Below are 26973 nucleotides of genomic sequence, written 5' to 3' on the forward strand. Positions count from 1 at the left end.
TAAGTGCCTCCTAGTTACCCAATCAAGTTAAGAAAACCGGCCGTCTGAACGGCAGCGGACTTAAAGTAGCACACCTTTTTCACTTCGTGTTGGCCGCCAGGCCTTAATCTGCGCCATTCAAAGGGTATTTTTGCATGCGGGATACGTTTCTCGGAAAATGCCGCGGCAGGCACGACAAATACACATAGCACTCAACTATGTACTATATTTAAGCAATCAATTGGAACAATCGCCACCCCGGTTCTAAGATCACCCCAGTCGTCATACCCAACCCAAGGAGAACCCCGTGTCCATCATCAATACCAAGATCAAGCCCTTCACCGTTCAGGCCTACCAGAACGGCAAGTTCATCACCGTTTCCGACGCCGACCTCAAGGGCAAGTGGTCGATCTTCTTCTTCTACCCGGCCGACTTCACCTTCGTCTGCCCGACCGAACTCGGCGACATGGCCGACGTTTATCCTGAATTCCAGAAGCTCGGCGTCGAAGTCTATTCGGTGTCCACCGACACCCACTTCACGCACAAGGCCTGGGCCGACGCTTCCGACACGATCCGCAAGATCCAGTACGTGATGCTCGGCGATCCGACCGGTACCGTCACCCGTAACTTCGACGTCATGATCGAATCCGAAGGCCTGGCGCTGCGCGGCACCTTCGTCGTCAATCCGGAAGGCGAGATCAAGGTCGCCGAAATCCACGACCTGGGCATCGGCCGTGACGCGTCCGAACTGCTGCGCAAGGTCAAGGCCGCCCAGTACGTCGCCTCGCACCCGGGCGAAGTCTGCCCGGCCAAGTGGACGGAAGGCGCCGCGACGCTGAAGCCGTCGCTCGACCTGGTCGGCAAGATCTAAATTCCGCTTCCTGCAGTAAATAAAGACGGCCCGGCGCCAGCCCGGCCGTCTTTTTTCATTGGGCGACCAGGCGCCACAATGACGTCACCTCGGCGGCCCGCGCCGCGTGCAGCGGATCGTCGCGATCCTGCGCCTTGCCGTGCCGCGGCCGGGTGTCGAGGCGAGCGGCGACGCGCAGGCCGGCACTGGCGATCCAGCCGGCAAGTTCGCCGGGCGCGCGCAGCCCGAGATGTTCGGCCAGATCGGACATGATCAGCCAGCCCTCGCCGCCCGGGCTCAGGTGTTCGGCCAGGCCGCCCAGGAAACCGCGCAGCATGCGCGACTCCGGGTCGTAGACCGCATATTCGACCGGCGAGGTCGGCTGCCCCGGCAGCCAGGGCGGATTGCAGACGATGAGCGGCGCCCGCCCGTCGGGAAAGAGGTCGGCTTCGACGATGCGTACCTGTTCGCCCAAGCCGAGTCTTTCGATGTTTTCCGCAGCACAGGCCAGCGCCCGCGGCGCCAAGTCGGTGGCGACAACCTGCAGCCCGCGTCGGGCGAGCACCGCAGCCAGCACCCCGGAACCGGTACCGATGTCGAAGGCCAGTGCGCAGCCCGCCGGCAATGGCGCCTGCGCGACCAGGTCGACGTACTCGCCGCGTACCGGCGAGAAGACGCCGTAATGCGGGTGGATGCTGCCGCCTACCGCCGCCACCGGGACGCCCTTCTTGCGCCATTCGTGGGCGCTGACCACGGCCAGCAGTTCGCGCAGCGCCACCACGCTGTTGCTGCCGTCCGGCTTGCCCCAGGCTTCGCGACAAGCATCGCGCACGTCCTGGGCGCGGCGCAGCGGCAGCTTGTAATCGGGACCGAGCGGCACCAGCAGGCGGGCGAGCAGCGCGGCACGCTGGCCCTGCGTCGCACGATGGCGAGCGAAGGTTGCCAACGGCGACGCCGCCGGCTGGCAGCGGAATTGCCGCTCGGCGCGCTGCGTCAGCGCCTGCAACAGGCGCCGGGCGCTCGGCCAGTCGCCGCGCCAGAGCAGGGTTTCGCCGGCCAGCAGGCGGGACCAGGCGAGATCGGCGGCGAGCGACTCGTCGACCACATCGACCGCAGCCGGCGGCGGCAGGCCGGCTTCGGAACGCCAGCGCGCGCTGCGCGGCCGGCCGGCATCGGACCAGGAGATTCGGGGCGGGCTGATTTCGGACATGGCGCATTGTAGGCCAGCCGCTTGCCCTTACAATCCTTCCACCCCAACCCGCCGGACCCCGACCATGCGTTTCTCAGGCACCGACACCTACGTCGCCCCGCGCGACCTGACCCTCGCCGTCAATGCCGCCATCGCCCTGCAGCGGCCGCTGCTGATCAAGGGCGAGCCGGGCACCGGCAAGACCCTGCTCGCCGAGGAAGTGGCCGGCGCGCTCGGCCTGCCGCTGTTCCAGTGGCACATCAAGTCGACCACCAAGGCGCAGCAGGGCCTTTACGAATACGACGCCGTCTCGCGCCTGCGCGACTCGCAGCTGGGCGACCCGCGCGTCGCCGACATCGCCCACTACATCGTCCCCGGCGTGCTGTGGCAGGCCTTCGAGTGCGCGACGCCGTCGGTGGTGCTGATCGACGAGATCGACAAGGCCGACATCGAATTCCCCAACGACCTGCTGCGCGAGCTCGACCGCATGGAGTTCCACTGCTACGAGCTGCAGAAGACGATCCGCGCCCGCCACCGGCCGCTGATCGTCATCACCTCGAACAACGAGAAGGAACTGCCCGACGCCTTCCTGCGCCGCTGCTTCTTCCACTACATCAAGTTCCCCGACCGCGAGACGATGCAGCGCATCGTCGCCGTGCATTTTCCGACCCTCAAGCAGGAACTGCTGCGCGAGGCGCTGGAAGTCTTCTTCGAGCTGCGCGACGTACCCGGCCTGAAGAAGAAGCCATCGACCAGCGAACTGATCGACTGGCTCAAGCTGCTGCTGGCCGAGGACATCCCGCCCGAAGCGCTGCGCGCCAAGGACGCGAAGGATGCGATCCCGCCGCTGCACGGCGCGCTGCTGAAGAACGAGCAGGACATCCACCTGTTCGAGCGGCTCGCCTTCATGGCCCGGCGCAAGGCCCCCTGAAACCGCGATGTTGGTCGACTTCTTCCTGCACCTGAAGACCCGGCAGATTCCGGTGTCGACGCAGGAACTGCTGGCCCTGCTCGAAGCGCTGCAGGCGCGCCTGGTCGGGCCGAACATCGACGACTTCTACCTGCTCGCACGCACATTGCTGGTCAAGGACGAGAGCCATTACGACCGCTTCGACCGCGCTTTCGGCGAATACTTCAAGGGCATCGAGCAACTCCCCGGGCTGGACGCCGAGATCCCCGAGGACTGGTTGCGCCTGGCGGCGCAACGCCACCTTTCCGAAGAAGAACGGAAAAAGCTCGAACAACTGAGTTACGAGAAGATCTTCGAGCGCCTGCGCGAGCGCCTCGCCGAGCAGAAGGAACGCCACGCCGGCGGCAACAAGTGGATCGGCACCGGCGGCACCTCGCCCTTCGGCCATGGCGGCTACAACCCGGCCGGCGTGCGCATCGGTGGCGACTCTGCCGGCAACCGGACGGCGATCAAGGTCTGGGAACAGCGCGCCTACCGCAACCTCGACGACCAGGTCGAACTCGGCACGCGCAACATCAAGGTCGCCCTGCGCCGGCTGCGCCGCTTCGCCCGCCAGGGCGCGGCGAACGAACTCGACCTCGACGGCACCATCGCCGGCACCGCCCGCAACGGCGGCTGGCTCGACCTGCACCTGCGGCCGGAACGCCACAATGCGGTCAAGGTGCTGCTCTTCCTCGACGTCGGCGGCTCGATGGACGACCACATCCAGGTCTGCGAGGAACTGTTCTCGGCCGCTCGCGCCGAATTCAAGCACCTCGAACACTTCTATTTCCACAACTGCGTCTACGAGCACGTCTGGCGCGACAACCGGCGCCGCCACGACCAACGCCTGTCCACGCTCGACCTGATCCACACCTACGGCCGCGACTACACGCTGATCTTCGTCGGCGACGCGACGATGAGCCCCTACGAGGTGGATCATCCTGGCGGCAGCGTCGAACACTGGAACGAGGAAAGCGGCGCCGTCTGGCTGCAGCGTCTGGTCGCCGCCTGGCCGCGCGTCGCCTGGCTCAACCCGGTGGGCGAGAATTACTGGCAATACACCCCGTCGATTGCCGCCATCCGCCGCCAGATCGGCGACGAACGCATGTTCCCGCTCACCCTCGACGGGCTGGAGCGGGCGATGCGCCGGTTGGCCAGCGCGCGCGGCTGAAACGAAAGAATCTGGTGGAAAGCCGGCCGATAAGCCGGGTTCTGTTCCCCTCTTGCGAGGTTCGGCAATCATTCCTCTAGGCCTGCCGTCACCGACAGGCTCAAGCAACCTACCCGGAAGCAGCGCGGGCCACGCCTCAGCTTCCCTATTTGGTCTTGCTCCGGATGGGGTTTACCAAGCCACTGAACGTTACCGTCAGCGCGGTGAGCTCTTACCTCGCCGTTTCACCCTTACCTGTGCGTCTTGCGACGCCATCGGCGGTCTGTTCTCTGTTGCACTTTCCGTTGCCTTGGGTCTTGCGACTTATAGCACCCAGCCGTTAGCTGGCATCCTGCCCAATGGAGCCCGGACTTTCCTCCCGACACTTGCGTGTCCAGCGATTGCCTGGCCGACTTTCCGCGGCGGATTATACGTGGGATCGGCGCTCAGCTGGTTTCGCCGTCGGTTTCGACGACGATGTCGCGCACCCAGGTATTGCGCCGGTCGACCCGCGCCCGGCGCTCGGCCAGCACGAGGCCGGAGCTGGTCCGGAAGGGCGGCGGGGTGACGGGGGAGCGCCGGCGATCAAGGCGGCGACGTTCGGAATCGGTAGTCTTTTTCATGGCCGGCGACAGGAAGAATGGGCAGGTCATGAGAATATCATGAGCCCGCAAACAAGCTCAATCGACCGGCAGGGCGCCGCGATCGACCACCTTGCGCAGCACGAAACTGGTGTGCACGCCGGTCACTCCCGGGATGCGCGTGATCTTGTTGAGCAGCAGGTCCTGGTAGGCATCCATGTCGCGCACCACCACTTTCAACTGGTAGTCGGACTGCTGGCCGGTGATCAGCAGGCATTCGAGCACTTCCGGAATGCCACCGATCGCCGCTTCCAGGTTGGCGAAGCGCTCCGGCGTGTGCTGGTCCATCGAGATGCCGATCAGCGCCATCAGGCTCAGCCCCAGCTTTTTCGCATCGAGCTGGGCGCGGTAGCCGGCGATGATGCCGGCCTCTTCGAGCGCCCGCACGCGACGCAGACAGGGCGACGGCGAGAGGCCGATGCGGTCGGCGAGATCCTGGTTGCTGATCCGCCCATCCTGCTGCAACACGGCGAGAATCTGCCGATCGTAGCGGTCCATTTGAATCCCATTGCTCACAACCACTCCTTTGCGCAATTTCCTGCCAATTTCAACCGGAATCATGCCATAGAACGCAAGCACCTGCCGCGCGCTATTGCGTAAGATTTCGCCATCGCAAAAGATTTCCGGAGCCACCCAAATGTCGCAAGCCAGAACCCCCAAGTACATGCCTTTCCCGCCAGTCGGCCTTAGCGACCGCCAGTGGCCGAGCCGCGTCATCGAGCAGGCGCCGGTCTGGATGAGCACCGATTTGCGCGACGGCAACCAGGCCCTCTTCGAGCCGATGAACGCCGACAAGAAGATGCAGATGTTCAAGACGCTCTGCCGGATCGGCTTCAAGCAGATCGAGATCGCCTTCCCGTCGGCGTCGGAGACCGAATTCGGCTTCGTCCGCGAATTGATCGAGGGCAAGCACATCCCCGACGACGTCACCATCGAAGTCCTCACCCAGGCGCGCGAGCACCTCATCCGGCGCACCTTTGAATCGCTCAAAGGTGCCAAGCAGGCCATCGTGCACGTTTATAACGCGACCTGCCCGAGCTTCCGCGACTTCGTCTTCGGCATGAGCAAGGCCGAAGTGGTGAACATGGCGGTCGATGCGGTCAAGTTGATCAAGTCGCTCGCCGAGCAGATGCCGGAGACGAAGATCACCCTCGAATACAGCCCGGAATTGTTCACCGCCACCGAACTCGACTTCGCCAAAGAAGTCTGCGACGAGGTCACCGCCGCCTGGGGCGCGACGCCGGACAACAAGGTCATCCTCAACTTGCCGACCACGGTCGAGATTGCCACGCCGAACATCTACGCCGACCAGATCGAGTGGATGCACCGCAACCTCGAACGCCGCGACAGCGTGATCATCAGCCTCCATCCGCACAACGACCGCGGCACCGCCGTCGCCGCCGCCGAACTCGGCCTGATGGCCGGCGCCGACCGCGTCGAGGGCTGCCTCTTCGGCAACGGCGAGCGCACCGGCAACGTCGATCTCGTGACCCTTGCGCTCAACATGCATACCCAGGGCATCGATCCGCAACTCGACTTTTCCGACATCAACGCCGTCGCCCGCACTTTCGAACACTGTACCCAGCTCCCGATCCACCCACGCCACCCATACGTCGGGGATCTCGTTTTCACGGCCTTCTCCGGCTCCCACCAGGACGCCATCAAGAAGGGGTTTGCCGCTCAAAAGGCGGATGAGACTTGGTCAGTGCCCTATCTCCCGATCGACCCGGCCGACGTCGGCCGTTCCTACGACTCGGTGATCCGCGTCAACAGCCAGTCGGGCAAGGGCGGCATCGCCTACCTGATGGAGACCGAGCACGGCGTCGTCATGCCGCGCCGCCTCCAGGTCGAGTTCTCCGGCGTCGTCCAGAAGCACACCGACACGCACGGCGGCGAGGTCAACGCCGCGCACCTCTGGCACCTCTTCGCCGGCGAATACCTCGACGCCGAAACCCCGCTCCGCTACCGCGAACACCACCTGTTCGAACACGGCAGCCAGCAGGGCATCCGCCTCACGGTGGACATCGGCGGCACGCCGCACATCCTGACCGGCGAAGGCAACGGCCCGATCAACGCGGCCATGCACGCCTTGCAGGGCGCCGGCATCCAGGCCCAGGTGCGCAGCTACGAGGAGCGTTCGATGGTGCCGATGGGCGAAGACGGCAACGCCCGCGCCGTCGCCTTCATCGAGATGGCGGCCAGTGGCCGTGGCGAACGCTACGGCGTCGGCATCGACAGCAACATCGTCACCGCCTCGATCAAGGCTCTGATCGGCGGCATCAACCGCCTCGGCGTCAGCGCCCTCGACGCCGCCGCCTGAGGCTTACCCCGCCTAGCCGCCGCTAGCAAACACGCCCCCAACCCAGGCAGGCGCTTGCCAGTAACATGGCAAGCGCCTGAATTTCCGGGACTTTCCTTGTCAGCGCGCCGGCAGCGGCGTAAGATGTGGCTTTCCTTGCGACCGCCTGGCCGCATCGTCATCGTTCTGCCCGCGTAAATGCCGTCCCCCTGCCCGCTTCGCCACGTGAAGCCACGGCAAGCCGAATCGCCCATTTCCCCGTTGCAAAGCGCCGTCCCACCGCCCGTCCGCGCAGCCTGAAACGGCCAGCACGGCGCGCTGCACATCCTGGAATTGCATGGTTCGCATACAGTTTGCGATCGACCTCGACTACACCCTGAACTCTCCCGGCGCCGATTTCGTCTTCAACATCCACGCCGCCCACACCGCCAGCCAGCGCATCGTCAGCGAAAGCCTGCAGCTCGCGCCGCAACTCGTGCCGGCGATCGAAACCGAGCCGCACACCGCCGCCCGCTTCCTGCGCCTGCATGTCGCCAGCGGCTCGCTGCACGTCGCCTACCGGGCGACGCTCGACATCGACCAGCACCTCGGCGACCCCGACCGCATCCCGGAAACCCCGATCAGCCAGTTGCCGCTATCGACGCTGACCTACATCTACCCGAGCCGCTACTGCCAGTCCGACCGCCTGGCGATGCTGGCGATGAGCGAATTCGGCCATCTGCCGAAGGGCTATCGCCGGGTCGAAGCGATCTGCCAGTGGGTCAACCGCCACGTCGCCTTCCGCTCGGCGACCAGCAGCTCGACCACCTCGGCGGTCGATACGCTGACCGAGCGCGTCGGCGTCTGCCGCGACTTCGCCCACCTGATGATCGCCATCTGCCGCGCCCTGAGCATCCCGGCGCGCTTCACCACCGGCATCGACTACGGCGCCGACCCGGCGCTCGGGCCGACCGACTTCCACGCCTACGTCGAGGTTTTCCTCGACCAGCGCTGGTACATCTTCGACCCCTCGGGCACCGCGATTCCGATGGGCTTCGTCCGTATCGGCACCGGCCGCGACGCGGCCGACGTTTCCTACGCGACGATTTTCGGCAGCGTCAGCTCGCCGCCGCCGCTGATCTCGATCAGCGCCCTCACCGAACCCGGGCAGTCATGGGAAATCCCGCACCGCTGTCCACAAGCCCTGTCGACCGATACCCCGGCCGCAACGCAGCCCGGCTGCGCAACCCATTGAAGGAGAATACCGCTTGGCCAAGGAAGAACTACTTGAAATGCAAGGTGTTGTCGAAGACGTACTACCCGACGGGCGCTTCCGCGTCACCCTGGAAAACGGGCACCAGATGGTCGCCTACACCGCCGGCAAGATGAAGAAGCACCACATCCGCATCCTGCTCGGCGACAAGGTCAGCCTCGAACTCTCGCCCTACGACCTGACCAAGGGCCGGATCACCTTCCGCCACCTGGAAACCCGCAGCGGCGGCAGCGCCCCGCCGCCGCCCCGCCGCCGGCACTAAGCCGCGCCGCGCTTCCCGCTACTCTTCCTCGTCGCCGGCCGCCCCCGGCTTCTCGGCGACGAAGGCGAGTTCGCCGTTGCGCACGCGGAAGGCGCCGCGCATTTCGCCCAGTCCGTCCGCCGGTTCCTCTTCCAGCCGCGCCCAGCTCTCGCAGGTCTGCGACTCGGTCGCGTACAGGCGCTTGCCGACCTGGACGATGAAGGCGCCGGACGGCACCTGGTAGATGGTCACCCGCGACTTGTCGGTCCCCACCCCCAGACCATGGCGGCGGGTACAGGCCGGCATCCGGGAAACCACCAGGTAGAGATTGACCTTCTTGTCCCAGAACACCGGCTGCTCGCGCACCAGCGTCAGCGTGTGTTCGCGCGAGCCGTCGATCTGCCACGAGGCGCGATCGTCGACGCAGGCGCTCAACAGGGGGGTGGCGAACAGGGCGAGCAGCAGGACACGCAGACGCATGGTCGGATTCCTCAGCGCATTTTCCAGGTCAGCGACTCGCCCGCCCGCAGCGGCACGATGTCGTCGATACTGATGTAAGGATAGCTTGCCGGCACCGTCCATGTCTCCTTGACCAGCGTGATCGTGTCGGCATTGCGCGGCAGGCCGTACCAGTCCGGACCGTGGCAGCTGGCAAACCCTTCCAGCTTGTCGAGCGCACCGGCCTGTTCGAAGGCTTCGGCATACAGTTCGATGGCAGCGTAGGCCGTATAGCAGCCGGCGCAGCCGCAGGCGGCTTCCTTGGCGCCTTTGGCGTGCGGCGCCGAATCGGTGCCGAGGAAGAATTTCGGGTTGCCGGAAATCGCTGCTTCCACCAGCGCCTCGCGGTGCGTCTCGCGCTTCAGGACCGGCAGGCAGTACCAGTGCGGCCGCACGCCGCCCTGGAAGATGGCGTTGCGGTTGTAGAGCAGGTGGTGGGCGGTGATCGTCGCCGCGACGTTGGCGGCGGACGAAGCGACGAACTCGGCGGCGTCCTTGGTCGTGATGTGCTCCATCACCACCTTGAGTTGCGGGAAGCGCTGCGTCAGCGGCAGCAGCACGGTATCGATGAAAACCTTCTCGCGGTCGAACAGGTCGACCGCCGGATCGGTGACTTCGCCATGCACCAGCAGCGGCAGGCCGACGCGCTCCATCTCGGCGAGGACATCGTAGGCCTTCTCGATGGCGGTCAGGCCGGCGTCGGAATTGGTCGTCGCACCGGCCGGGTAGAGCTTGACCGCCTTGACGAAACCGGATGCCGCCGCTTTGGCGATCTCGGCCGGCTGCGTGTTGTCGGTGAGGTACAAGGTCATCAATGGCGCGAACGCGCTGCCGGCCGGCAGCGCGGCGAGGATGCGCTCGCGGTAGGCGGCGGCCAGTTCGACCGTGGTCACCGGCGGCTTCAGGTTGGGCATGACGATGGCCCGACCGAACTGGCGGGCGGTATGCGGCAGCACGGCGGCGAGCGCTTCGCCGTCGCGCAGGTGGAGGTGCCAGTCGTCGGGGCGGATGAGGGTCAGTTGCATGGTCTTCTCTCGGTGGTTTGCGCAATTTTAGCAGCGCCGCGCACCGGCGACGGCGGCCGATTGCGCCGCCCGTCCCGTCTATCGCCCGGCCAGCACCGGCGCCAACGCCTTCTGCCCCGGCGGCAGCGGCGCCCCGCCGTCTCCCCGGACACGGCGGATCCAGATTTCGGCAACCCGTTCGGGATGGTGACGGCGGACCCAGTCGTAGATTTCCGGATCGCGCTCGCCGTCGTCGCCAACCAGGATGAAGCGTACCCAGGGCAGGCGCTGCAGGATGGCCTCGATCTGCCGCGTCTTGTAGGCGAACTGGTCGAACAGGGGATCGCTGCTGGCGTCGTCGGTGACCCGCTTGGTGATCAGCACGCCGGGCGGAAAAGCATTGGCGGCGATGAAGTCGGCGATCGCCTCGTGCAGTTGCCGCGGCGACGCCGAGAGGTAGAACAGCGGCGCGCTCTCCGGCTGCGGATTGGCGGCCAGCGTCCGCGCATAGAGCGCGGCCATGCCGGGCACCGCTTGCCGCTGCGTTGGATTTTTCAGGAAACTGTTGGCCAGCAGACGGGGCTTGCTGGTCACTTCGGAAATCAGGATGGTGTCGTCGAGGTCGGAAATCATCCCCAGCCGGTTGGCCTGCGGCACCACCAGCAGGCGGCCGCGACCGGCGCCGTGCCTGCCGCTGGCGCCGATGTCGTGCCAGCCCGCCGGCAGCGGCAGCGTTGCCCGCTGACTGAAATAGCCTTCATCGTCGGTGCGCGTGCGCAGCGAGAACTCGCCGACCGTCAGGTCAACCGGCACCTGCTTGCGCTCGTCGTTGATCCACAGCCGGAAATTGCGCCAGAGATTGCGCAGTCGGCTGTCGTCGGCGGCCGCCGAGGGGCCGTCGCGCAGCTCGACGACGCGTCCCTCGATGGTCACGGACTCGCCGTCGCCGTAGGCCGGATAGACGCTGATCCGGTCCGCCCCGGCCAGCGCCGGCAGGGCGCACGACAACGACAGGAGGGCGACTCCGGAAAACGCCCGGGCGCACCGCCCGAGCCGCACCGCCCAGCGCTTCACGCTGCCGCCCGCACCAGGTCGACAATGGTGCGCGCCGCCTGCGGACGGGCCAGCTGGGCCTGGCATTCGCGCATGCGGGCAAGGCGCGCCGGATCGTCGAGCAGGCGGCGGATCTTGTAGACCAGCGCCGCAGTATCGACCGCTTTCAACGCGCAACCGGCTTCCAGCAGGGTGTCGGCGTTGCGTTCCTCCTGGCCGGGAATCGGCGAGACGACGATCATCGGCAGTTGCATGGCCAGGCATTCCGAAGTGGTCAGGCCGCCCGGCTTGGTGATCGCCAGATCGGCCGCTGCCATCACGCGCTCGATGGTCGAGGTGAAGCCCTGCGGGTAAACACACCCCGGATGACGGGCGGCGACTTCGCCGAGGCGGCGCAGCAAGTCCTCGTTGCGTCCGGCCAGGGCGACGATCTGCAGCGCGGGGAAAGCCACCGCCGCCTGCTCGGCCAGGCGGTCGATGCCGCCGACGCCGGCGCCGCCGGACATCATCAGCAGGGTCGGGCGCGCCGGGTCGAGGCCGAGTTCGGCGGCCGCCGTCGCCCGCGCCGGCGGGTTGGCGAACTGCGGCATGATGGCGATCCCGGTGACGTGGATTTGCTGCTCCGGGATGCCACGGGCGGCCAGACGCACGGCGACTTCCTCGGTGGCGACGCAATAGCCGGCGATGTGCGGCTGCAGCCACAGGCCATGGACGTCGAAATCGGTGACGTTGATCCACACCGGCGGCGTCGGCTGGCCGCCGGCGATCCGCCGCGACAACAGTTCGGCCGGCAGGAAATGCGTGCACACGATGGCGTCGGGCGCGATGCGGGCGATTTCCGCGTCGAGGCGGCGCGTGTTGAGGCGTTCGACGTGGCGTCGCGCCGAGTCCAGCCAGGAACTGCCCGGCGGATGATCGGTGCGTTCGTAAAGATAGGCCCACAGCTGCGGCGCCTTCTCGACCAGCTTGATATAGGCGCTGCCGTAGAACTTGCGGAAGCCCTCGGAAACCAGGTCGAGCACGTCGAGATGGGTCAGTTCCAGGCCCGGCAGCGCCGCGCCGGCGGCACAGATCGATTGCGCGGCGCGGACATGGCCGGCGCCGGCGGACACACTGAGGACGAGGATGCGCATGCGGTTCTGGCCGGGGCAGCCGGCGACGGTCGGGAAAGCGGGCGATTCTGGCAGTCGCCGGCGCGCCCTGTCAATGCATCCGGAATAAGCCGCTCAGTCCGCCGCCTTCAACGCCAGCGCGCGCTCGTAGAGGGCGTTCTTCGCCTCGCCGCTGATCGCCGCCGCCAGCTTGGCCGCCTGTTTGGTGCCGAGGCCTTCGTCGAGCAGCAGGCGCAGTACGCGCTCACCTTCGCCGCTGGCAGCGTCGGCCGGCGCGCCGGAGACGATCAGCACGAACTCGCCGCGCTGCCGGTTGGGATCGGCCTTGAACCAGTCGAGGGCGGCAGCGAGCGGCAGGGCGTCGACATTCTCGAACAGCTTGGTCAGTTCGCGGGCGACGACCAGCGTGCGTTCGCCGAACACCGCGGCCATCTCGGCGACGCTATCGAGAACGCGGTGCGGCGCCTCGTAGAAGACCAGTGCGTAAGGATGCCCGGCCAGTGCCGCGAGCGCCTGCTGGCGCTGGCCGGCCTTGCTCGGCAGGAAACCGTAGAACAGGAAATGCTCGTCGGCCAGCCCGGCGGCGGACAGCGCGGTGGTCGCCGCGCAGGCGCCGGGCAGCGGCACGACCTTGCAGCCGGCGGCGCGGACGGCGGCGACGATGCGCGCGCCGGGGTCGGAAATGCCCGGCGTGCCGGCATCCGAGACCAGGGCGACGGCCTCGCCGGCCTGCAACTTGGCGACGATGCGGGCGGCGGCTTCATGTTCGTTGTGCTGGTGCGCGGGCAGGGTCCGGGCGCGGGCGCCCAACTGCTTCAACAGCGGCGCGCTGTGCCGGGTGTCCTCGCAGGCGACCCAGGGCACGGCGCGCAGGACTTCCTCGGCCCGTCGCGTCAGGTCGCCGAGGTTTCCCAGCGGCGTCGGCACGACGTACAATGCCGCGATCAATTCGTTTGTCATTTTCGGCGATGCAGGCAAAAACCAACGATACCACCGTCGCCCGCGGCCGCGAAGCCGAGAGCGAAGCAGCAGCCTACCTGGCGGGGCGCGGCCTGCGCCTGCTCGAACGCAACTTCCGGGTACGCGGCGGCGAGATCGACCTCGTCATGCAGGACGGGCCGACCGTCGTCTTCGTCGAGGTGCGCGCCCGCAGCCGCAGCGATTTCGGCGACGCCGGCGCCAGCATCGACGCCTTCAAGCAGGGTCGCATCGTCCTCGCCGCCCGCCACTGGCTGGCCCGCCACGGCGAATGCGCCTGCCGCTTCGACTGCGTGCTGATCGACGACGGTCACCTGCGCTGGCTGCGCAACGCCTTTGCCGGCGACCATTGAGGCGACGCCGCCACCGGCACGCTGAGGTAAAATCATGAGCCGATCACTTGAAAGAAGCCGCTCCATGGATTTGATTGCCCGCGTCGCCCAGCACTTCGAGGACAGCGCCCAGACCAAGCTCAACGCCGTCGATGCGCTGGCGGCGCCGATCGCCGCCGCCATCGAGACGCTGACCGGCGCCCTGCTCGAAGGCGGCAAGATCCTCGCCTGCGGCAACGGCGGCTCGGCGGCCGACGCCCAGCACTTCGCCGCCGAACTGGTCGGCCGTTTCGAGGCCGAGCGCCAGGAACTGGCGGCGATCGCGCTGTCCACCGACAGCTCGATCCTGACCGCGGTCGGCAACGACTACGGTTTCGCCCACATCTTCGCCAAGCAGGTGCGCGCCCTCGGCCACGCCGGCGACGTGCTGCTGGCGATCTCGACCTCGGGCAATTCCGGCAACGTGATCGAAGCGATCAAGGCCGCCCACGAGCACGACATGCGCGTCATCGCGCTGACCGGCAAGGGCGGCGGCGAGATCGGCGAACTTCTGTGCGACGATGACATCCACCTCTGCGTGCCCGCCGACCGTACCGCGCGCATCCAGGAAACCCACCTGCTGATCATCCACTGCCTGTGCGACGGCATCGACGCACTGCTTCTCGGAGTCGAATGACATGAAAAAAGCCCTGCCCCTTTCCCTGCTTGCCCTCGCCCTGGCGCTGCCCGCGCTGCAAGGCTGCGTTCCCGCCGTCGTCGCCACCGGCGCCGCGGTCGGCGTGATGAGCATCCATGACCGTCGCACCACTGGCACCCAGACCGACGACGAAACCACCGAATGGCGCGCCGCCGGCCGAGTCCCCGAGCACATCAAGGGCGTCTCGCGGATCAACTTCACCTCGTACAACCGCCGCCTGCTGATCACCGGCGAAGTGCCCAACGCCGAAGCCAAGGCCACCGTCGTCGCCGAAGCGCGCAAGCTCGAAGGCGTGCGCGAGGTCTACGACGAGCTGACGGTCGGCGCCAAGGCGTCGCTCGCCAACCGCAGCAACGACAGCTTCATCGACTCCAAGGTCAAGGCCCGCCTGGTCAACAGCAACCAGATTTCCGCCAATCACGTCAAGGTCGTCACCGAGCACGGCGCCACCTACCTGCTCGGCCTGGTCAACGATCGTGAAGCCAAGGTCGCCGTCGCCGTCGCCCGCACCACCGCCGGCGTGCGCAAGGTGATCAACCTGCTCGAAGTGCTGCCGGACGAAGACATCCGCCGCCTCGACGAACAGGCGCTGGGCAGCCGCAAGGCACCGCCGGCCAGCCAGGCGCCGGTGGAAACCCGCTGACCTCAGGCTGATCGCCCCCCGCCGACCGGACCACACCATGAACCTCGAAAAAGTCGTTTTCGGTTTCTTCATCGTCCTCGCGGCGACGCTCAACTTCGGTTTCTTCATCGGCGACATCGACCGTCCCGAGCTGCACCACGTCTATGAACTGGCGGCAGCGCTGGTCGTCAGCCTGATCGCCACCGCGCTCAAGTTCGGCGACCGCACGCAGATCGGCGCCATCCACCTGGCGACCAGCCTGGTCGCCGACCTGCAGTTGATCGCCGCCGCCGTCACCTGGGGCATCGCCGTCCATGTCACCGGCGAGGGCATGACCGCCTCGGTCACGTCGAGCGTCGTCTCGCTGTCCGGCGGCGCGCTGTTCGCCAACATCGTCTCGGTCATCCTGCTCATCGTCGAAACCGTGATGCTGCGCCGCTGACGCGGAGCCGACGGTGAGCAACAGCACCTTCTTCCTGGTCCTGCGGCGCATGCGCGCGCCGATCATCGTCCTGATCGTCATCTACGCGATCTCGGTGGTCGGCCTGACGCTGGTTCCCGGCGTCGATGCCGAAGGCCGGCCGACGCCGCCGCTGTCCTTCTTCCACGCCTTCTACTTCATCAGCTACACGGCGACCACCATCGGCTTCGGCGAAATTCCGAACGCCTTCTCCGACGCCCAGCGCTTCTGGGTCATCGTCTGCATCTACCTGTCGGTGGTCGGCTGGTCGTATTCGCTGGTGACGCTGATCGCACTGCTGCAGGACAAGGGCTTCCAGAACACGCTGACCGCCAACCGCTTCATGCGCCGCGTCCGCCGGCTCAAGGAGCCGTTCTACCTGGTCTGCGGCTGCGGCGAGACCGGCAGCCTGATCTGCCACAGCTTCGACCGCATCGGCCAGGCCTTCGTCGTCCTCGAAAAGGACGAACTGCGCGTCGAGGAACTCGACCTCCTCGACTTCAAGACCGATACCCCGGCCCTGGCCGCCGACGCCAGCCTGCCCGACAACCTGCTGCTGGCCGGCCTGCAGCACCCGAAATGCCGCGGCGTGCTGGCGGTGACCAACGACGAACTGACCAACCTGGCGATCGCCATCGCCGTCCGCCTGCTCGCCCCCAAACTGCCGGTGATCGCCCGCGCCCGCAGCACCTCGGTCGCCGCCAACATGGCCTCGTTCGGCACCGATCACATCATCAACCCCTTCGAACGCTTCGCCGACCACCTCGGCCAGGCGATCACCGCCCCCGAACGTTTCCGCCTCGTCGAACTGCTGACCAGCCTGCCCGGTTCGCCGCTGCCGCAACCGCACCGGCCGCCGCGCGGCCACTGGATCGTCTGCGGCTACGGCCGCTTCGGCCAGGCGGTCGCCGCCCGCCTGCGCCAGGCTGGGCTCACCCTGACCATCGTCAACCCCACCGCTCCCGGCGGCGACGAGCGCATCGTCGGCGACGGCACCGAGGCCGCCATCCTGCGCGCCGCCGGCATCGAGCGGGCGGTTGGCATCATCGCCGGCAGCGACAACGACGTGAACAACCTGTCGATCGCCGTCACCGCCAGCGAGTTGAAGCCAGCGCTGTTCGTCGTCACGCGCCAGAACCAGGCCGCCAACAACGCGCTGTTCCAGGCCTACGGCCCGGAATTCGCGATGGTGCCGAGCCACATCGTCGCCCACGAAAGCATCGCCATCCTGACCACGCCGCTGCTCGGCCGCTTCCTCGCCGCCCTCGACCAGCGCGACGAAGCCTGGTGCCGCGCCCTGGCCGGCCGCCTGCAGGAAATCGGCGGCGACCGCACGCCGACCGTGTGGAGCGTCCGCCTCAACGCCAGCGAAGCGCCGGCCGCCCGCCAGGCGCTGATGCACGGCCGCCCCTTCCGTCTCGGCGAGATCCTGCGCGACGCCAACGATCGCAGCAGCGCCCTGCCCCTGAGCGTCCTGCTGATCGACCGCAGCGACCGCATCCACCTGCTGCCGGACGACGACTTCGAGCTCAGCGCCGGCGACCACCTGCTCCTCGCCAGCCACCTCGGCGCCCGCCGCCGCCTCGAACTGGCGCTGCAGAACCTGAACGAACTGGCCTACGTGCTGGACGGCGAGACCCGCCCGTCCGGCGCGCTGTGGCGCATCCTCACCCCACGCAAGAAACCGCTGCCATGAACGATCCCCTCACCCAGGCCCGCGACCACTTCCAGCGCGGCCTCGCCGCTTTCGAGGCGGGCGACGACGTTGCCGCCCGCGATGCCTTCGTTGCCGCATTGGCGCTGGCGCCGGGGCGGCCGTCGGTGATGGTCAACCTGGCGGCGACCCTGCTCCGGCTGCGCGATTTCGCCGCCGCCCGCGAACTGCTGCTGGAAATCACCGCCAGCGAGCCGGACAACCGCGAAGCGCGCGTCCAGCTCGGCCTCTGCGAGGAAGCCCTCGGCCACTGGACGGCAGCCGCCGCGGCGCTGGAAAGCGGCCTGCCGGCGACGGCCAGCCCGGAACTGTGGCTGGTCTGCAGCCACTGCCATGGCCGGGCCGGCAATCTGCCGGCGGCGCTTGCCGCGATCGACCGCGTCCTTGCCCTCGACCCCGGCCACGCCGAAGCGTGGAGCACGCGCGGCGGCCTGCTGCGCGAACTCGGGCGGCTACCGGAAGCCGCCGACGCCTACCGGCGCGCGCTGCAACACGGCGGCGACCCCGAACTCAACCGCTATTACCTGGCCGCCGTCGGCGGCGACGCCCAGCCGGCAACGCCGCCCAGCCACTACGTGCAGGCGCTGTTCGACGACTACGCGCCGGACTTCCAGCAACACCTGGTCGACGGCCTACACTACCAGGGCCACCGCCGGCTGATCGAGCCGCTGCTGCAGGCCGGCCGGCGCTACCCGGCGGCAGTCAACCTGGGCTGCGGCACCGGTCTCTGCGGCGAACTGCTGCGGCCGCTGGTCGACGCCATCGACGGCATCGACCTTTCCGCCGCCATGCTCGAACAGGCAGCGGTTCGCGGCATCTACCGCCAGCTCGAACGCCACGAGCTGAACGCCTATCTCGCCGCCCGCACGACGCCGGCCGACCTCTTCGTCGCCGCCGACGTCTTCGGCTACATCGGCGACCTCGCCCCGGCCTTCGCCGCCGTCCGCCGCCTGCTCCGGGCCGGCGGCTGCTTCGCCTTCACCGTCGAACAACTGCTCGATGGCGGCGACTACACGCTGCAGCCCTGCCTGCGCTACCGGCACAGCGAGAACTACGTGCGCCGGCTGGCCGCGCAGCACGGCTTCACGATCCGCGAACTGGCCGTCGACACCCTGCGCCACGACCAGGAAACGCCGATCCCGGCGCTCTACGTCTATCTCGCCTGAACGCCGAGCAGCCAGTCCGGCAGGGCGGTGCTCAGGAAGGGCAGCAGCGACAGGGTCAGCGCGCCGAGGAAGATCGCCAGCACCGCCGGCAGCACCGAGACGGCGATCTCGCGCACCGGCTTGCCGAACATCGCCGCCGAGAAATACAGGTTCATGCCGGCCGGCGGGCAGAGGAAGCCCATCTCCAGGTTGGCCAGGAAGATGATCCCGAAATGCACCGGATCGATGCCGTAGGCGAGCGCCACCGGCAGCAGCAGCGGCACCAGGACGACGATCGCCGCGTAGATCTCCATCAGCGCCCCGGCCAGCAGCAGGAACAGGTTCAAGGCGATCAGGAAGCTCCATTTGTCGGGCAGCAAGGCCTGCACGCCGTCGATCGCCCGGTCGGGGATGCCGGCATCCACCAGGTAGTTGGTCAGGCCGAGCGCCATGCCGAGGATCAGCATGATGCCGCCGATCACCTGCGCGCATTCGACCAGCGCCCGCCCGACGCCGCGCGCGTCGATCTCGCGCAGCAGCAATGACTGCGTGAGCAGCGCGTAGGCGGCGGTCAGCGCGGCGCTCTCGGTCGGCGTCGCCCAGCCGCCGACCAGCGAACCGACGGCGACGACCGGCGCCAGGATTTCCCATTTCGCCGCCCAGGCGGCACGGCGGGCGGCGGCGAAATCGACCCGACCGACCGCGCTCGCCGGCGCCAGCCCGTCGTGCTTCAGGAAACCGCCGACCAGCAGCAGGAAGACCACCATCACCAGCGCCGGCAGCAGCCCGGCGAGGAACATCGCGTTGATCGGCACGCGGGCGATGATCGCGTACATGATCAGCGGCACCGACGGCGCCAGCAGCACGCCGAGCGCGCTGGCGCTGGTCACCAGGCCGATGCCGCGCCGCTCCGGGAAGCCGGCGCCGACCAGCAGCGGCAGCAGCAGGCCGCCGAGGGCCAGGATGGTGACGCCGCTGCCGCCGGTCAGCGCGGTGAATCCGGAACAGAGGACGGCAGCGGCAATCGCCGTGCCGCGCGCACCGCCGCCGAACAGCGCGGTGAACAAGCTCCCCAGGCGGGCCGCCGCACCGGTGCGAGCAAACACCAGGCCGGCCAGCGTGAACAGCGGCAAGGCCGGCAGCGAGGGATTGACGGTGATCTGGTAATGGCTGAGCGGCACCGCCGCCAGCGGCTGGCCCTCGCGCCAGAACAGCGCCAGCGCCAGGCCGCCGAGCACGGCGAAGACCGGCGCGCCGCACAGCAGCAGGAGCAGCAGGGCGCCGGCGAACGGCCACAACGGCAATACGCTGCCGTCGTAGTGCCCGGCGAACCACCAGCCGAGCGCCGGCAGCGCCCCGGCGGCAAGCCAGCGCCAGCTCGCCGCACCGGGTAGGCGGCCGGCGAGACGGACGCCGAGCAGCAGGAAGCCGGCCGGCAGCGCCGCCATGAACCACCAGCCGGGAACACCGTAGGCGATGGCGCGCGGCACCGCCATCTCGGCGGCGACGAAGGTCCAGCTGGCCTGCGCCAGCATGCCGCAGAAGAGGCCCGCGGCGAGCGCCGCGTAGGCTTGCGCGGCCCGGCGCAGACGCAAATCGGCGGCGGCCGCGAAGCCGGCGCCGAGCGAACTGAGATGGCCGCCGCGCTCGGCGACCAGCGCCCCGGCCATGGCCAGGACAAGCCCGGTGTGCTGCACGAAGGCCGGCGCATTGGCGACGCCGACGCCGAACAGCGGGCGCAGGACGATCTCGAGCAGCGGCAGGAGCAGCATCAGGGCCAGCGCGCCGGCCGCCAGCCCGGCCTCGGCGCGCCGCAACATGTTAGCAATCACTTACTTGCGGCCGGCGCGGTAATTTTTCAGGTGACCGACCACTTCGTCGAAGGTCGCCGCCGGCACCAGGCTGCCACGAATCTGCGGGTGCAGGCGGGCGGCGAGCGCTTCCCAGGCCTGGCGCTGCGCGGCATCCGGCACATTGACCGCAAGCCCGCGCTTCTGCATCGCCGCCACCGCCTCGTCGACTTCCTTGCGCGCCTGGGCGCGGATTTCGGCGCCGGCCTTGAAGCCGGCCTCGCGCACCGCCTGCTGGGCGGCCGGAGTCATCGCGTCCCACGCCTTTTTGGTGACGATCAGCGCGCCGACGATGGGCGCCCAGTTGAGGTCGAGCATGTTCGGCGCGCTGGTGTAGATCTGCGTCGCCAGCGCGAAGTAGGGCGTGGACGGTACGGCGTCGATCATTCCGGTCTGGATCGCCGGCAGGATGTCGGCGGTTTCCAGCGGCACCGGCGTGTAGCCGAGCCGCTTCATGATTTCCTGCTGCTCGGCCTCGCCGCCCCAGGCGAAAAACTTCATCGCCTTGTAGTCGTCCGGGTGGCGCGCCGGCTTCTTCGAGAAGAAGCGCACCCAGCCGGCGTCGCCCCAGGCGAGCACGACGAAGCCCTGGTCGAGGAACTTCTTCTCCATCGCCGGCCGCATTTTCTCGCGCACGTAATCGACTTCCTCCCAGCTGCGGAACATCAGCGGCATCGCCTGCAGCGCGGCGATCGACGGTTCGATCTCGCGCAGCCCGACCACCGACAACAGGCCGCCCTGCAACTGGCCGATGCGCATGCGGCGCACCATGTCGGTCTCGCCGCCCTGGCTGCCGTCCGGGAAGACCAGGTACTTGCCGCCGCCCTGCGCCGTGCGCCAGGCTTCGCCGAGGGTCATCAACTGACGGTGGTAGAGCGAGTTCTTGGGCGCCAGCGTGCCGATGCGCAACTGCTGTTCCTGGGCGCGCAACGGGGTCAGGGCGAGCGCCAGCAAGCCGAGGAGGACGAGGAATTTCTGCATGGGGACTCCGGGTCAGAAAAGGTCGGGCGAACGTTCCAGCAGCCAGGCGGCGCGCCGGCGCATCACTTCGTTCTGCAGGGTACGTTGGCTGCCGGCCGCGTCGCGCACGGCGAGCGCCTGGCGCAGCAGGGATTCGAAGGCGGCGCGGTCGCCGGCCGGCAGGGCGATGCTCTCGGCCTTGGCCAGATAGGCGCCGGCGCTGCGGCCGGCGGCGCGGGCGATCGCGGCGTCGAACCAGCGCGCCGCCAGCGCTTTGTCGCCGCCGGGGCGGGCCGCCTCCAGCGTCGCCCGCAGGCTGCTCATGGCGCCGTCGCCCCAGTCCGGGTCGGCGGCCTCGGCCAGTGCGGCGAGTCGAACGACCAGCGGCAGGTCGGCGACGATTTCCGGGTCGTCCTTGGCCAGCGCGATCCAGCTTCCCCAGGCGGCGGCCGCCCAGTAGGCGAGGCCGGCGTCGGCAGCGCTCAGGCGAGGCAGCGCAGCGGGGTCGGCGAGCGCCGGCACAAAACCAGGATGGCGCCGTTCGAGCGCCGCCAGCGCGTGACCGCGCGCCCGCCGGTAAAGCCGGGCGGCGCGCTGGCGCAGGCGCTCGGCGGCGGCGCTGTCCTGCGCCTCGATGCGGTCCGCCTCGCAGGCGACGAAGGCGTAGGCGTACTCGGTCATCCGCGCCGCGACGCTTTCCGCCAGCGCGGCATGGCCGGGCTGGCGGGCAAGCACCGCCTCCGACAGCTTCAGGTAAAAGGGCGCCGCATCGCGCGCCAGTTCCGGGTCGTCCTCGGCGCCCTGCGCCTGCCCGGCCAGTTCGTCGGCCAGGCTGGAAACCACCAGCGCCCGCGGCGAACAGCCGGCCAGCGCCAGCAGCAGGCAGCAAACGAACCAGGGGGAAGGACGGCAAAATGGCCGGAACAAGGCGGCGGCGGAAGTCATCGCGGCAGCCTAGCCGGACGATGTTACGGCGCCGTGACGACCGAAGCAGCCCGGACCCACCGACCAGAACGGCAGCGATCCGCGGCCTTTCCAACCGCCTCGACCGCAAGCACGTGATCAGCGTCATCGCGCTGCTCGCCGCCCCCCCACCAGACGCCGCAGACACCGATGGAGCCGGGCACGCCCGGGGTCATCGAGATGCGGGAAGCGGCGACGATGCCGGTACGTGATCTCGTGGCAAGCGCGAGACGGTGGAACAGTACGCCCGACAGGCCTCCGACACCTGCCAAACGCACTGCCATAGCGTTCGTTCCCGAGCAAAATCCGCCCTCCCGGCTATTACTTTCGCCAACGCCCCCGGATATTGTGTCAACATGGCAACTTCTTCGAAGCATATCTCGCGGCAGAATCAGGCACTCGAACATGACGACCGGCAAGCCAAGAAAAACGCCCGCCCCCGGAAAAGCAGCAGTTTCCCCGACGGTCAGGACGCCGGTCAGCCGACGAAGAAAAACTCCGCCGCCGGCAGCCGAGATCGTCGCCCACCCCATCTATCTGGTCGGCATCGGCGCCTCGGCTGGCGGCCTGGAAGCCCTGTCCAACCTGATCGCCGCCCTGCCGACCAATCTGGGTCTGGCTTACGCGGTGATCCAGCATCTGTCGCCGACCCATCGCAGCATGATGGCGCAGTTGCTGGGGCGCGAAACGGCGATGGCGGTGAAGGAAATCACCGATGGCATGGTGCCGGAATGCAACACCATTTACGTGACGCCGCCGAGCAGCAACATGGTCCTGCGCGACGGCCGCTTCGTCCTGCAGGAAGAGCCCAAGAACGCCAGCCCGCGCCCCTCGGTCAATGCCTTCTTCTCGTCGCTGGCGGCGGAGAAGGGCGAGGATGCGATCGGCGTCGTGCTGTCCGGCACTGGCAGCGACGGCGCGGTCGGCCTGCGCGAGATCAAGGCGGTCGGCGGCTTCACCTTCGCCCAGGAGCCGCAGAGCGCCAAATACAACGGGATGCCGCAGGCGGCCATCGACACCGGCTGTGTCGACTGGGTGCTGCCGGCCGAGGGAATTGCCCGCGAAATCGCCCAGATCGCCCGCTCCAAGGGCACGGTCGCAGTCAATCCGCCGGCATCGACGACCACCCTGAAGAAGCTGCTGATCCGGGTCAAGCAACAGACCCGCATCGACTTCGGCAACTACAAGGAAGGCACCATCTGGCGCCGCATCGAACGGCGCCTGGCGGCGCGCCATGTAGCGAGCCTGGACGACTATCTGGCGCTGGTCGAGGCCGACCCGGGCGAACTCGATCACCTGTGCAAGGACATCCTGATCTCGGTGACCGCCTTCTTCCGCGACCCCGAGGCCTTCGAGGCCCTGCGCACGACCTTGCAGGCACTGCTGGCAACCAAGCATTTCGGCGATGAAATCCGCATCTGGGTGCCCGGTTGCGCCACCGGCGAGGAGGCGTACAGCATCGCCATCCTGGTGTCCGAATTGCTCGGTCCGAACCTGAACCAGTTCCGCATCCAGATTTTCGCCACGGATCTCGATCTCAGCGCCCTGGCCGTCGCCCGTCGCGGCGGCTACCCGGAAACCGCGCTGTCCGGCATGGACCCGGCACTGGTGGCCCGCCACTTCACCAACACCGGCAACCGCTACGAGGTCTCGCGCACGCTGCGCGACATGGTCGTCATCGCCCGCCAGGACCTGGTGCAGGACCCGCCCTTCCTGCGCCTGGACCTGGTCAGTTGCCGCAATGTCCTGATCTATTTCCAGAACGAGTTGCAGATCAAGGTGCTGGCGACCTTCCATTACGGCCTGCGGCCGGGCGGCTATCTCTTCCTCGGCAAGTCCGAGGGCGTCTTCCAGCAGGAAGGCCTGTTCGATCCGGGCGACAAGACCGCCCGCATCTACCGCCGCCGCGTCGGCGAATCGCGCCTGATGCCGATGCCCACCTTCCGCCTGCCGGACAACCGCGAGCGGCCGGCGGTGCAGCAACCCAACGCCCAGCAACGCCTGCTGGATGCCTCGATCAGCCTGTTCGTTCCGCCGACCATCCTGATCAACGCGGCTTTCGAAATCCTGCACATCCAGGGCGATGTCGCGCACTTCCTGACGATCAGCGCCGGCAAACCGACCACCAATCTGCAACAACTGATCCGCCGGGAATTTCGCGCCGATCTCAACCTGATGGTGCATCAGGTGGAGCGCACCTCCGAATCGGCAAGCGGGCGCCCCCACGTCATCAAGACCCTGGATGGCAAACGGCGCATCCTGCTCTCGGTCCACCCCCTGGAAAAGGGCGTCACCAGTTCCTTCTTCCTGGTCGCCTTCGAAACGGCGCTGGTCGAAAAAGACACCAGCGGCGAGCCCCGGAGCGATCTTCTGCAGGACTCGGTCAACGTCAAGGCCCTCGAAGAGGAGCTCATTTCGACCCGCGAACGTTTGCAGACGGTGATCGAGGAACTGGAAACCTCGAACGAGGAGATGCAGGCGCTCAACGAGGAAGTGCAGGCCGCCAACGAAGAGCTGCAATCGACCAACGAGGAGCTTGAATCCGCCAACGAGGAACTGCAATCGACCAACGAGGAACTGACGACGGTCAACGAGGAACTGCAGGTCCGTACCGGCGAACTTGCCGAAGCGCTCAACGATCTCGAGAAAATCCAGAACAGCGTCGGTTTCCCGATCCTGGTGTGCAACGAAAAACTCGAGTTGTCGCGTTTCAACAGCCCGGCCGTGATGATCTTCCTCCTCACCGAGAAATCCCTGGGCCAGACGCTGCCGTCCCTGCGCCTGCCGTTCGGCATGAAGGATTTCTCGCCGCAGGTCAGACGCGCCATCGACAGCAATCTGGCGGTCGAGGAGGCCGTGTTTTCCAACGAGCGGCATTACCTGCTGCACATCGCCCCCTATGAAACCACCCGACCGGGGGCCCGCGGCGCGGTCATCAGCCTGATGGACCACACCGAGCGCCTGGCGGCGGAACGGGCGATCCGCGAAAGCCAGGAACGCCTGCTGGCGATCATGGACAACTCGACCTCGATGATTTCGCTGAAGGACCTGGCGGGACGCTACGAGTTCATCAACCGGCAGTTCGAGAAAACCTTCGCGCTCAAGTCGGCCAACGTCATCGGCAAGACCGATGCGCAGATTTTCAACGGCCGCAATGCCGACCAGTTCCGCAGCAAGGAGCTCGAGGTGGTTCGGCGCCAGGAGGCGATCGAATCGGAGGAAGTGCTGCAGCGCGCCGATGGCAACCGCTATCTGCTTTCGATACGTTTCCCGCTGTTCAGCGCCGACAACGTCATTCAGGGGCGTGCACCCAGTCATCGGACATGACCGACCGCCGCCACGCCGAAGAACAGTTGCGCCTGGCCGCGCGCGTCTTCGATCGGGCCGGCGAGGGCATTGTCGTCACCGATCCGCAGCAGAAGATCGTCACCGTCAACGAAGCCTTCACCCAGGTCACCGGCTATACGGCGGAAGAGGTGGTCGGCAGGACGCCGGCCGTCCTCGCTTCCGGCCGCCACGACGAGAAGTTCTATCGGGAAATGTGGGAAATCCTCGCCGAGAAGGGCTGGTGGCAGGGCGAAATCTGGAATCGCCGCAAATCCGGGGACATCTTTCCCGAATGGCTCACCATCAACACGGTGCACGACTCCGATGGCACGCTCACCAACTATGTCGGCATCTTCAGCGACATCACCCTGGTCAAGGACTCGCAGCGGCGCGTCGAATTCCTCGCCACCCACGATGAACTGACCACCCTGCCCAACCGCACCCTGTTCGTCGATCGGATTCGCCAGGCCATCGCACGCACCAAGCGGCACGAGGATCAGTTTGCCATCCTGTTCGTCAACCTCGACAACTTCAAGATCGTCAACGACTCGCTCGGGCACGCCGCCGGCGACGAGCTGCTCAAGGCGGTTGCCGCCATCCTGCGCGACTGCCTGCGGGCGGCCGATACCGTGGCCCGCTTTGGCGGCGACGAGTTCGCGCTGCTGATCGAGGAAACGACGCCCGAAGAAGTGGACCTGACCGCCCGCCGCATCTCCGATGCGCTCGGCCACGCCATCGCCATCGGCGACCACTCGCTGTTTGTCAGCGCCAGCATCGGCATCAGCCTCTTTCCGAGTGATGGCGGCGACTCCGAGACCCTGCTCAAGAATGCCGATAGCGCGATGTATCAGGCCAAGGAGGCAGGCAAACGCACCCATCAGTTCTACACCAGCAATCTCAAGGAAGAAGCGGACGAACGTCTGCAACTGGGTAACGGCCTGCGGCGCGCCATCGACAACGACGAACTGTTCCTGCTCTACCAACCCCAGGTCAACATGAGCAGCGGCCGCCTGGTCGGCATGGAGGCCCTGATTCGCTGGCAGGAGCCGGAGAAAGGCTTGATCCTGCCGGATCGCTTCATTCCCCTCGCCGAGAAATCCGGGCTCATCCATCACGTCGGCGACTGGGTGGCGGACGCGGCCTGCCGTCAGGTGGCCACCTGGATCGCCCAGGGTTACGAAGTTCCCAGGATGTCGATCAACGTCTCGGGCGAGCAGTTCCGGCGCTCTCATCTGCCTTCGATGATCCGACGACTGCTGGCCCACTACGGACTGGAAGCCAGCCAACTGACCATCGAACTCACCGAAACCGCGCTGATGCTCGACCCCGACCACTGCAGCCGCCTGCTGCGGGATCTGAAGGTGCTCGGCGTCGGCCTGAGCATCGATGACTTCGGTACCGGCTTCTCGTCGCTGTCGTCGCTGCGCCGCTATCCGATCGACGAACTGAAGATCGACCGCTCGTTCATCGACGAAGTCGGATCGAACCCCGATGCCCGCGCCATCACCCAGACCATTCTGGCCATGGCCAGAACGCTGGGACTATCGGTGGTGGCGGAAGGCGTCGAGACCGAGCAACAGGCGGCAACGCTGCGCGAGATGGCCTGCCCGGCCGGCCAGGGCTACCTGTTCGCCCGACCGTTGAGCGCCGGAGAAATGGCCGGGCGCCTGCGGCAACGCGCTTGATGCCGCCGCGCTGGCGGCGG

Annotated in this window: 25 protein-coding genes and 1 other RNA gene; 14 read left to right on the forward strand and 12 right to left on the reverse strand. The window is 67.3% G+C overall.

Annotated features, from left to right (window positions below):
* Positions 1-286: 286 nt before the first annotated feature.
* The gene (gene ahpC, locus AC0KWY_RS11065) at positions 287-850 is read left to right on the forward strand and encodes an alkyl hydroperoxide reductase subunit C (protein WP_474025551.1); all 564 of its coding nucleotides are present in this window, start codon (positions 287-289) and stop codon (positions 848-850) included.
* A 55-nt stretch (positions 851-905) separates the two neighbouring features.
* Here ahpC and AC0KWY_RS11070 read toward each other — a convergent pair whose 3' ends face one another.
* Complete coding sequence (locus AC0KWY_RS11070) at positions 906-2039, reverse strand: methyltransferase (RefSeq protein ID WP_474025552.1); 1134 nt, start codon at positions 2037-2039, stop codon at positions 906-908.
* A 64-nt stretch (positions 2040-2103) separates the two neighbouring features.
* Here AC0KWY_RS11070 and AC0KWY_RS11075 point away from each other — a divergent pair, with 64 nt between their 5' ends.
* A complete protein-coding gene (locus AC0KWY_RS11075) occupies positions 2104-2949 on the forward strand; it encodes an AAA family ATPase (protein ID WP_474025553.1) in 846 nt (281 codons plus the stop codon).
* A gap of 7 nt (positions 2950-2956) precedes the next feature.
* Positions 2957-4141 (forward strand): vWA domain-containing protein, encoded by a 1185-nt coding sequence (locus AC0KWY_RS11080; protein WP_474025555.1) that lies wholly within the window; start codon positions 2957-2959, stop codon positions 4139-4141.
* Between the two features lie 14 nt (positions 4142-4155).
* On the opposite strand, the gene rnpB is transcribed toward AC0KWY_RS11080, so the two are convergent.
* From rnpB to AC0KWY_RS11095, 3 genes are all read right to left on the reverse strand, one after another.
* An RNA gene (rnpB, locus tag AC0KWY_RS11085) (RNase P RNA component class A) lies at positions 4156-4537 on the reverse strand.
* Between the two features lie 29 nt (positions 4538-4566).
* A complete protein-coding gene (locus AC0KWY_RS11090) occupies positions 4567-4773 on the reverse strand; it encodes a hypothetical protein (protein WP_474025556.1) in 207 nt (68 codons plus the stop codon).
* 27 nt (positions 4774-4800) lie between these two features.
* Positions 4801-5265: an Lrp/AsnC family transcriptional regulator gene (locus AC0KWY_RS11095; protein WP_474029719.1), complete on the reverse strand. Its 465-nt coding sequence runs from the start codon at positions 5263-5265 to the stop codon at positions 4801-4803.
* 133 nt (positions 5266-5398) lie between these two features.
* Between AC0KWY_RS11095 and leuA the strand changes: the two genes are divergently transcribed.
* The 3 genes from leuA (at position 5399) to infA (ending at position 8574) form a co-directional block, all read left to right on the forward strand.
* Entirely contained in the window at positions 5399-7081 is a 1683-nt protein-coding gene (gene leuA / locus AC0KWY_RS11100) for a 2-isopropylmalate synthase (RefSeq protein WP_474025557.1), read from the forward strand.
* Between the two features lie 316 nt (positions 7082-7397).
* Positions 7398-8294 (forward strand): transglutaminase-like domain-containing protein, encoded by an 897-nt coding sequence (locus AC0KWY_RS11105; protein WP_474025558.1) that lies wholly within the window; start codon positions 7398-7400, stop codon positions 8292-8294.
* 13 nt (positions 8295-8307) lie between these two features.
* A complete protein-coding gene (infA, locus tag AC0KWY_RS11110; protein ID WP_474025559.1) occupies positions 8308-8574 on the forward strand; it encodes a translation initiation factor IF-1 in 267 nt (88 codons plus the stop codon).
* 18 nt (positions 8575-8592) lie between these two features.
* On the opposite strand, the gene AC0KWY_RS11115 is transcribed toward infA, so the two are convergent.
* From AC0KWY_RS11115 to rsmI, 5 genes are all read right to left on the reverse strand, one after another.
* Positions 8593-9033, reverse strand: a complete 441-nt coding sequence (locus AC0KWY_RS11115) for a hypothetical protein (protein WP_474025560.1) — start codon at positions 9031-9033, stop codon at positions 8593-8595.
* A gap of 11 nt (positions 9034-9044) precedes the next feature.
* On the reverse strand, positions 9045-10076 hold the full coding sequence (gene pyrC, locus AC0KWY_RS11120) for a dihydroorotase (protein WP_474025561.1): 1032 nt from the start codon (positions 10074-10076) through the stop codon (positions 9045-9047).
* Positions 10077-10154: 78 nt separating this feature from the next.
* The gene (locus AC0KWY_RS11125; RefSeq protein WP_474025562.1) at positions 10155-11129 is read right to left on the reverse strand and encodes a phosphatase domain-containing protein; all 975 of its coding nucleotides are present in this window, start codon (positions 11127-11129) and stop codon (positions 10155-10157) included.
* Entirely contained in the window at positions 11126-12241 is a 1116-nt protein-coding gene (locus AC0KWY_RS11130) for an MGDG synthase family glycosyltransferase (RefSeq protein ID WP_474025563.1), read from the reverse strand. Before AC0KWY_RS11130 ends, AC0KWY_RS11125 begins: the two co-directional genes overlap by 4 nt.
* A 93-nt stretch (positions 12242-12334) precedes the next feature.
* Positions 12335-13180: a 16S rRNA (cytidine(1402)-2'-O)-methyltransferase gene (rsmI, locus tag AC0KWY_RS11135; protein WP_474025564.1), complete on the reverse strand. Its 846-nt coding sequence runs from the start codon at positions 13178-13180 to the stop codon at positions 12335-12337.
* Between the two features lie 8 nt (positions 13181-13188).
* Between rsmI and AC0KWY_RS11140 the strand changes: the two genes are divergently transcribed.
* From AC0KWY_RS11140 to AC0KWY_RS11165, 6 genes are all read left to right on the forward strand, one after another.
* Positions 13189-13551, forward strand: coding sequence for a YraN family protein (locus AC0KWY_RS11140; protein WP_474025565.1), 363 nt, complete (start codon positions 13189-13191; stop codon positions 13549-13551).
* A 64-nt stretch (positions 13552-13615) separates the two neighbouring features.
* Positions 13616-14206, forward strand: coding sequence for a phosphoheptose isomerase (locus AC0KWY_RS11145; protein ID WP_474025566.1), 591 nt, complete (start codon positions 13616-13618; stop codon positions 14204-14206).
* 1 nt (position 14207) lies between these two features.
* Positions 14208-14870, forward strand: coding sequence for a BON domain-containing protein (locus AC0KWY_RS11150; protein ID WP_474025567.1), 663 nt, complete (start codon positions 14208-14210; stop codon positions 14868-14870).
* A 37-nt stretch (positions 14871-14907) separates the two neighbouring features.
* The gene (locus tag AC0KWY_RS11155; RefSeq protein ID WP_416691540.1) at positions 14908-15291 is read left to right on the forward strand and encodes a DUF6394 family protein; all 384 of its coding nucleotides are present in this window, start codon (positions 14908-14910) and stop codon (positions 15289-15291) included.
* A 13-nt stretch (positions 15292-15304) separates the two neighbouring features.
* Positions 15305-17005: a potassium channel family protein gene (locus AC0KWY_RS11160; protein ID WP_474025568.1), complete on the forward strand. Its 1701-nt coding sequence runs from the start codon at positions 15305-15307 to the stop codon at positions 17003-17005.
* Positions 17002-18189, forward strand: a complete 1188-nt coding sequence (locus tag AC0KWY_RS11165; RefSeq protein WP_474025569.1) for a class I SAM-dependent DNA methyltransferase — start codon at positions 17002-17004, stop codon at positions 18187-18189. The genes AC0KWY_RS11160 and AC0KWY_RS11165 overlap by 4 nt, the downstream gene beginning before the upstream one ends.
* Here AC0KWY_RS11165 and AC0KWY_RS11170 read toward each other — a convergent pair.
* The 3 genes from AC0KWY_RS11170 to AC0KWY_RS11180 are packed head-to-tail and all read right to left on the reverse strand — an operon-like array spanning position 18177 to position 21923.
* On the reverse strand, positions 18177-19988 hold the full coding sequence (locus AC0KWY_RS11170) for a TRAP transporter large permease subunit (RefSeq protein WP_474025570.1): 1812 nt from the start codon (positions 19986-19988) through the stop codon (positions 18177-18179). The two genes, AC0KWY_RS11165 and AC0KWY_RS11170, sit on opposite strands and share 13 nt — an antisense overlap.
* 12 nt (positions 19989-20000) lie before the next feature.
* Entirely contained in the window at positions 20001-20999 is a 999-nt protein-coding gene (locus AC0KWY_RS11175; RefSeq protein WP_474025571.1) for a TRAP transporter substrate-binding protein, read from the reverse strand.
* 12 nt (positions 21000-21011) lie between these two features.
* Positions 21012-21923 (reverse strand): TRAP transporter TatT component family protein, encoded by a 912-nt coding sequence (locus AC0KWY_RS11180; protein ID WP_474025572.1) that lies wholly within the window; start codon positions 21921-21923, stop codon positions 21012-21014.
* 423 nt (positions 21924-22346) lie between these two features.
* On the opposite strand from AC0KWY_RS11180, the gene AC0KWY_RS11185 reads away from it, so the two are divergent.
* Both AC0KWY_RS11185 and AC0KWY_RS11190 read left to right on the forward strand, forming a co-directional pair.
* The gene (locus AC0KWY_RS11185) at positions 22347-25268 is read left to right on the forward strand and encodes a chemotaxis protein CheB (RefSeq protein ID WP_474025573.1); all 2922 of its coding nucleotides are present in this window, start codon (positions 22347-22349) and stop codon (positions 25266-25268) included.
* On the forward strand, positions 25265-26953 hold the full coding sequence (locus AC0KWY_RS11190; protein ID WP_474025574.1) for a putative bifunctional diguanylate cyclase/phosphodiesterase: 1689 nt from the start codon (positions 25265-25267) through the stop codon (positions 26951-26953). Before AC0KWY_RS11185 ends, AC0KWY_RS11190 begins: the two co-directional genes overlap by 4 nt.
* The last annotated feature ends 20 nt before the right edge of the window (positions 26954-26973 follow it).

The sequence above is a fragment of the Azonexus sp. MM2026_4 genome (assembly GCF_055901855.1).

Bases quoted from the DNA above. Each gene is read 5' to 3' on its own strand.
- AC0KWY_RS11070 (WP_474025552.1), bottom strand. From the start codon at position 2,039: ATGTCCGAAATCAGCCCGCCCCGAATCTCCTGGTCCGATGCCGGCCGG.
- AC0KWY_RS11075 (WP_474025553.1), top strand. From the start codon at position 2,104: ATGCGTTTCTCAGGCACCGACACCTACGTCGCCCCGCGCGACCTGACC.
- AC0KWY_RS11080 (WP_474025555.1), top strand. From the start codon at position 2,957: ATGTTGGTCGACTTCTTCCTGCACCTGAAGACCCGGCAGATTCCGGTG.
- AC0KWY_RS11090 (WP_474025556.1), bottom strand. From the start codon at position 4,773: ATGACCTGCCCATTCTTCCTGTCGCCGGCCATGAAAAAGACTACCGAT.
- leuA (WP_474025557.1), top strand. From the start codon at position 5,399: ATGTCGCAAGCCAGAACCCCCAAGTACATGCCTTTCCCGCCAGTCGGC.
- AC0KWY_RS11105 (WP_474025558.1), top strand. From the start codon at position 7,398: ATGGTTCGCATACAGTTTGCGATCGACCTCGACTACACCCTGAACTCT.
- AC0KWY_RS11115 (WP_474025560.1), bottom strand. From the start codon at position 9,033: ATGCGTCTGCGTGTCCTGCTGCTCGCCCTGTTCGCCACCCCCCTGTTG.
- pyrC (WP_474025561.1), bottom strand. From the start codon at position 10,076: ATGCAACTGACCCTCATCCGCCCCGACGACTGGCACCTCCACCTGCGC.
- AC0KWY_RS11130 (WP_474025563.1), bottom strand. From the start codon at position 12,241: ATGCGCATCCTCGTCCTCAGTGTGTCCGCCGGCGCCGGCCATGTCCGC.
- rsmI (WP_474025564.1), bottom strand. From the start codon at position 13,180: ATGACAAACGAATTGATCGCGGCATTGTACGTCGTGCCGACGCCGCTG.
- AC0KWY_RS11140 (WP_474025565.1), top strand. From the start codon at position 13,189: ATGCAGGCAAAAACCAACGATACCACCGTCGCCCGCGGCCGCGAAGCC.
- AC0KWY_RS11145 (WP_474025566.1), top strand. From the start codon at position 13,616: ATGGATTTGATTGCCCGCGTCGCCCAGCACTTCGAGGACAGCGCCCAG.
- AC0KWY_RS11150 (WP_474025567.1), top strand. From the start codon at position 14,208: ATGAAAAAAGCCCTGCCCCTTTCCCTGCTTGCCCTCGCCCTGGCGCTG.
- AC0KWY_RS11155 (WP_416691540.1), top strand. From the start codon at position 14,908: ATGAACCTCGAAAAAGTCGTTTTCGGTTTCTTCATCGTCCTCGCGGCG.
- AC0KWY_RS11165 (WP_474025569.1), top strand. From the start codon at position 17,002: ATGAACGATCCCCTCACCCAGGCCCGCGACCACTTCCAGCGCGGCCTC.
- AC0KWY_RS11170 (WP_474025570.1), bottom strand. From the start codon at position 19,988: ATGTTGCGGCGCGCCGAGGCCGGGCTGGCGGCCGGCGCGCTGGCCCTG.
- AC0KWY_RS11175 (WP_474025571.1), bottom strand. From the start codon at position 20,999: ATGCAGAAATTCCTCGTCCTCCTCGGCTTGCTGGCGCTCGCCCTGACC.
- AC0KWY_RS11180 (WP_474025572.1), bottom strand. From the start codon at position 21,923: ATGACTTCCGCCGCCGCCTTGTTCCGGCCATTTTGCCGTCCTTCCCCC.
- AC0KWY_RS11185 (WP_474025573.1), top strand. From the start codon at position 22,347: ATGACGACCGGCAAGCCAAGAAAAACGCCCGCCCCCGGAAAAGCAGCA.
- AC0KWY_RS11190 (WP_474025574.1), top strand. From the start codon at position 25,265: ATGACCGACCGCCGCCACGCCGAAGAACAGTTGCGCCTGGCCGCGCGC.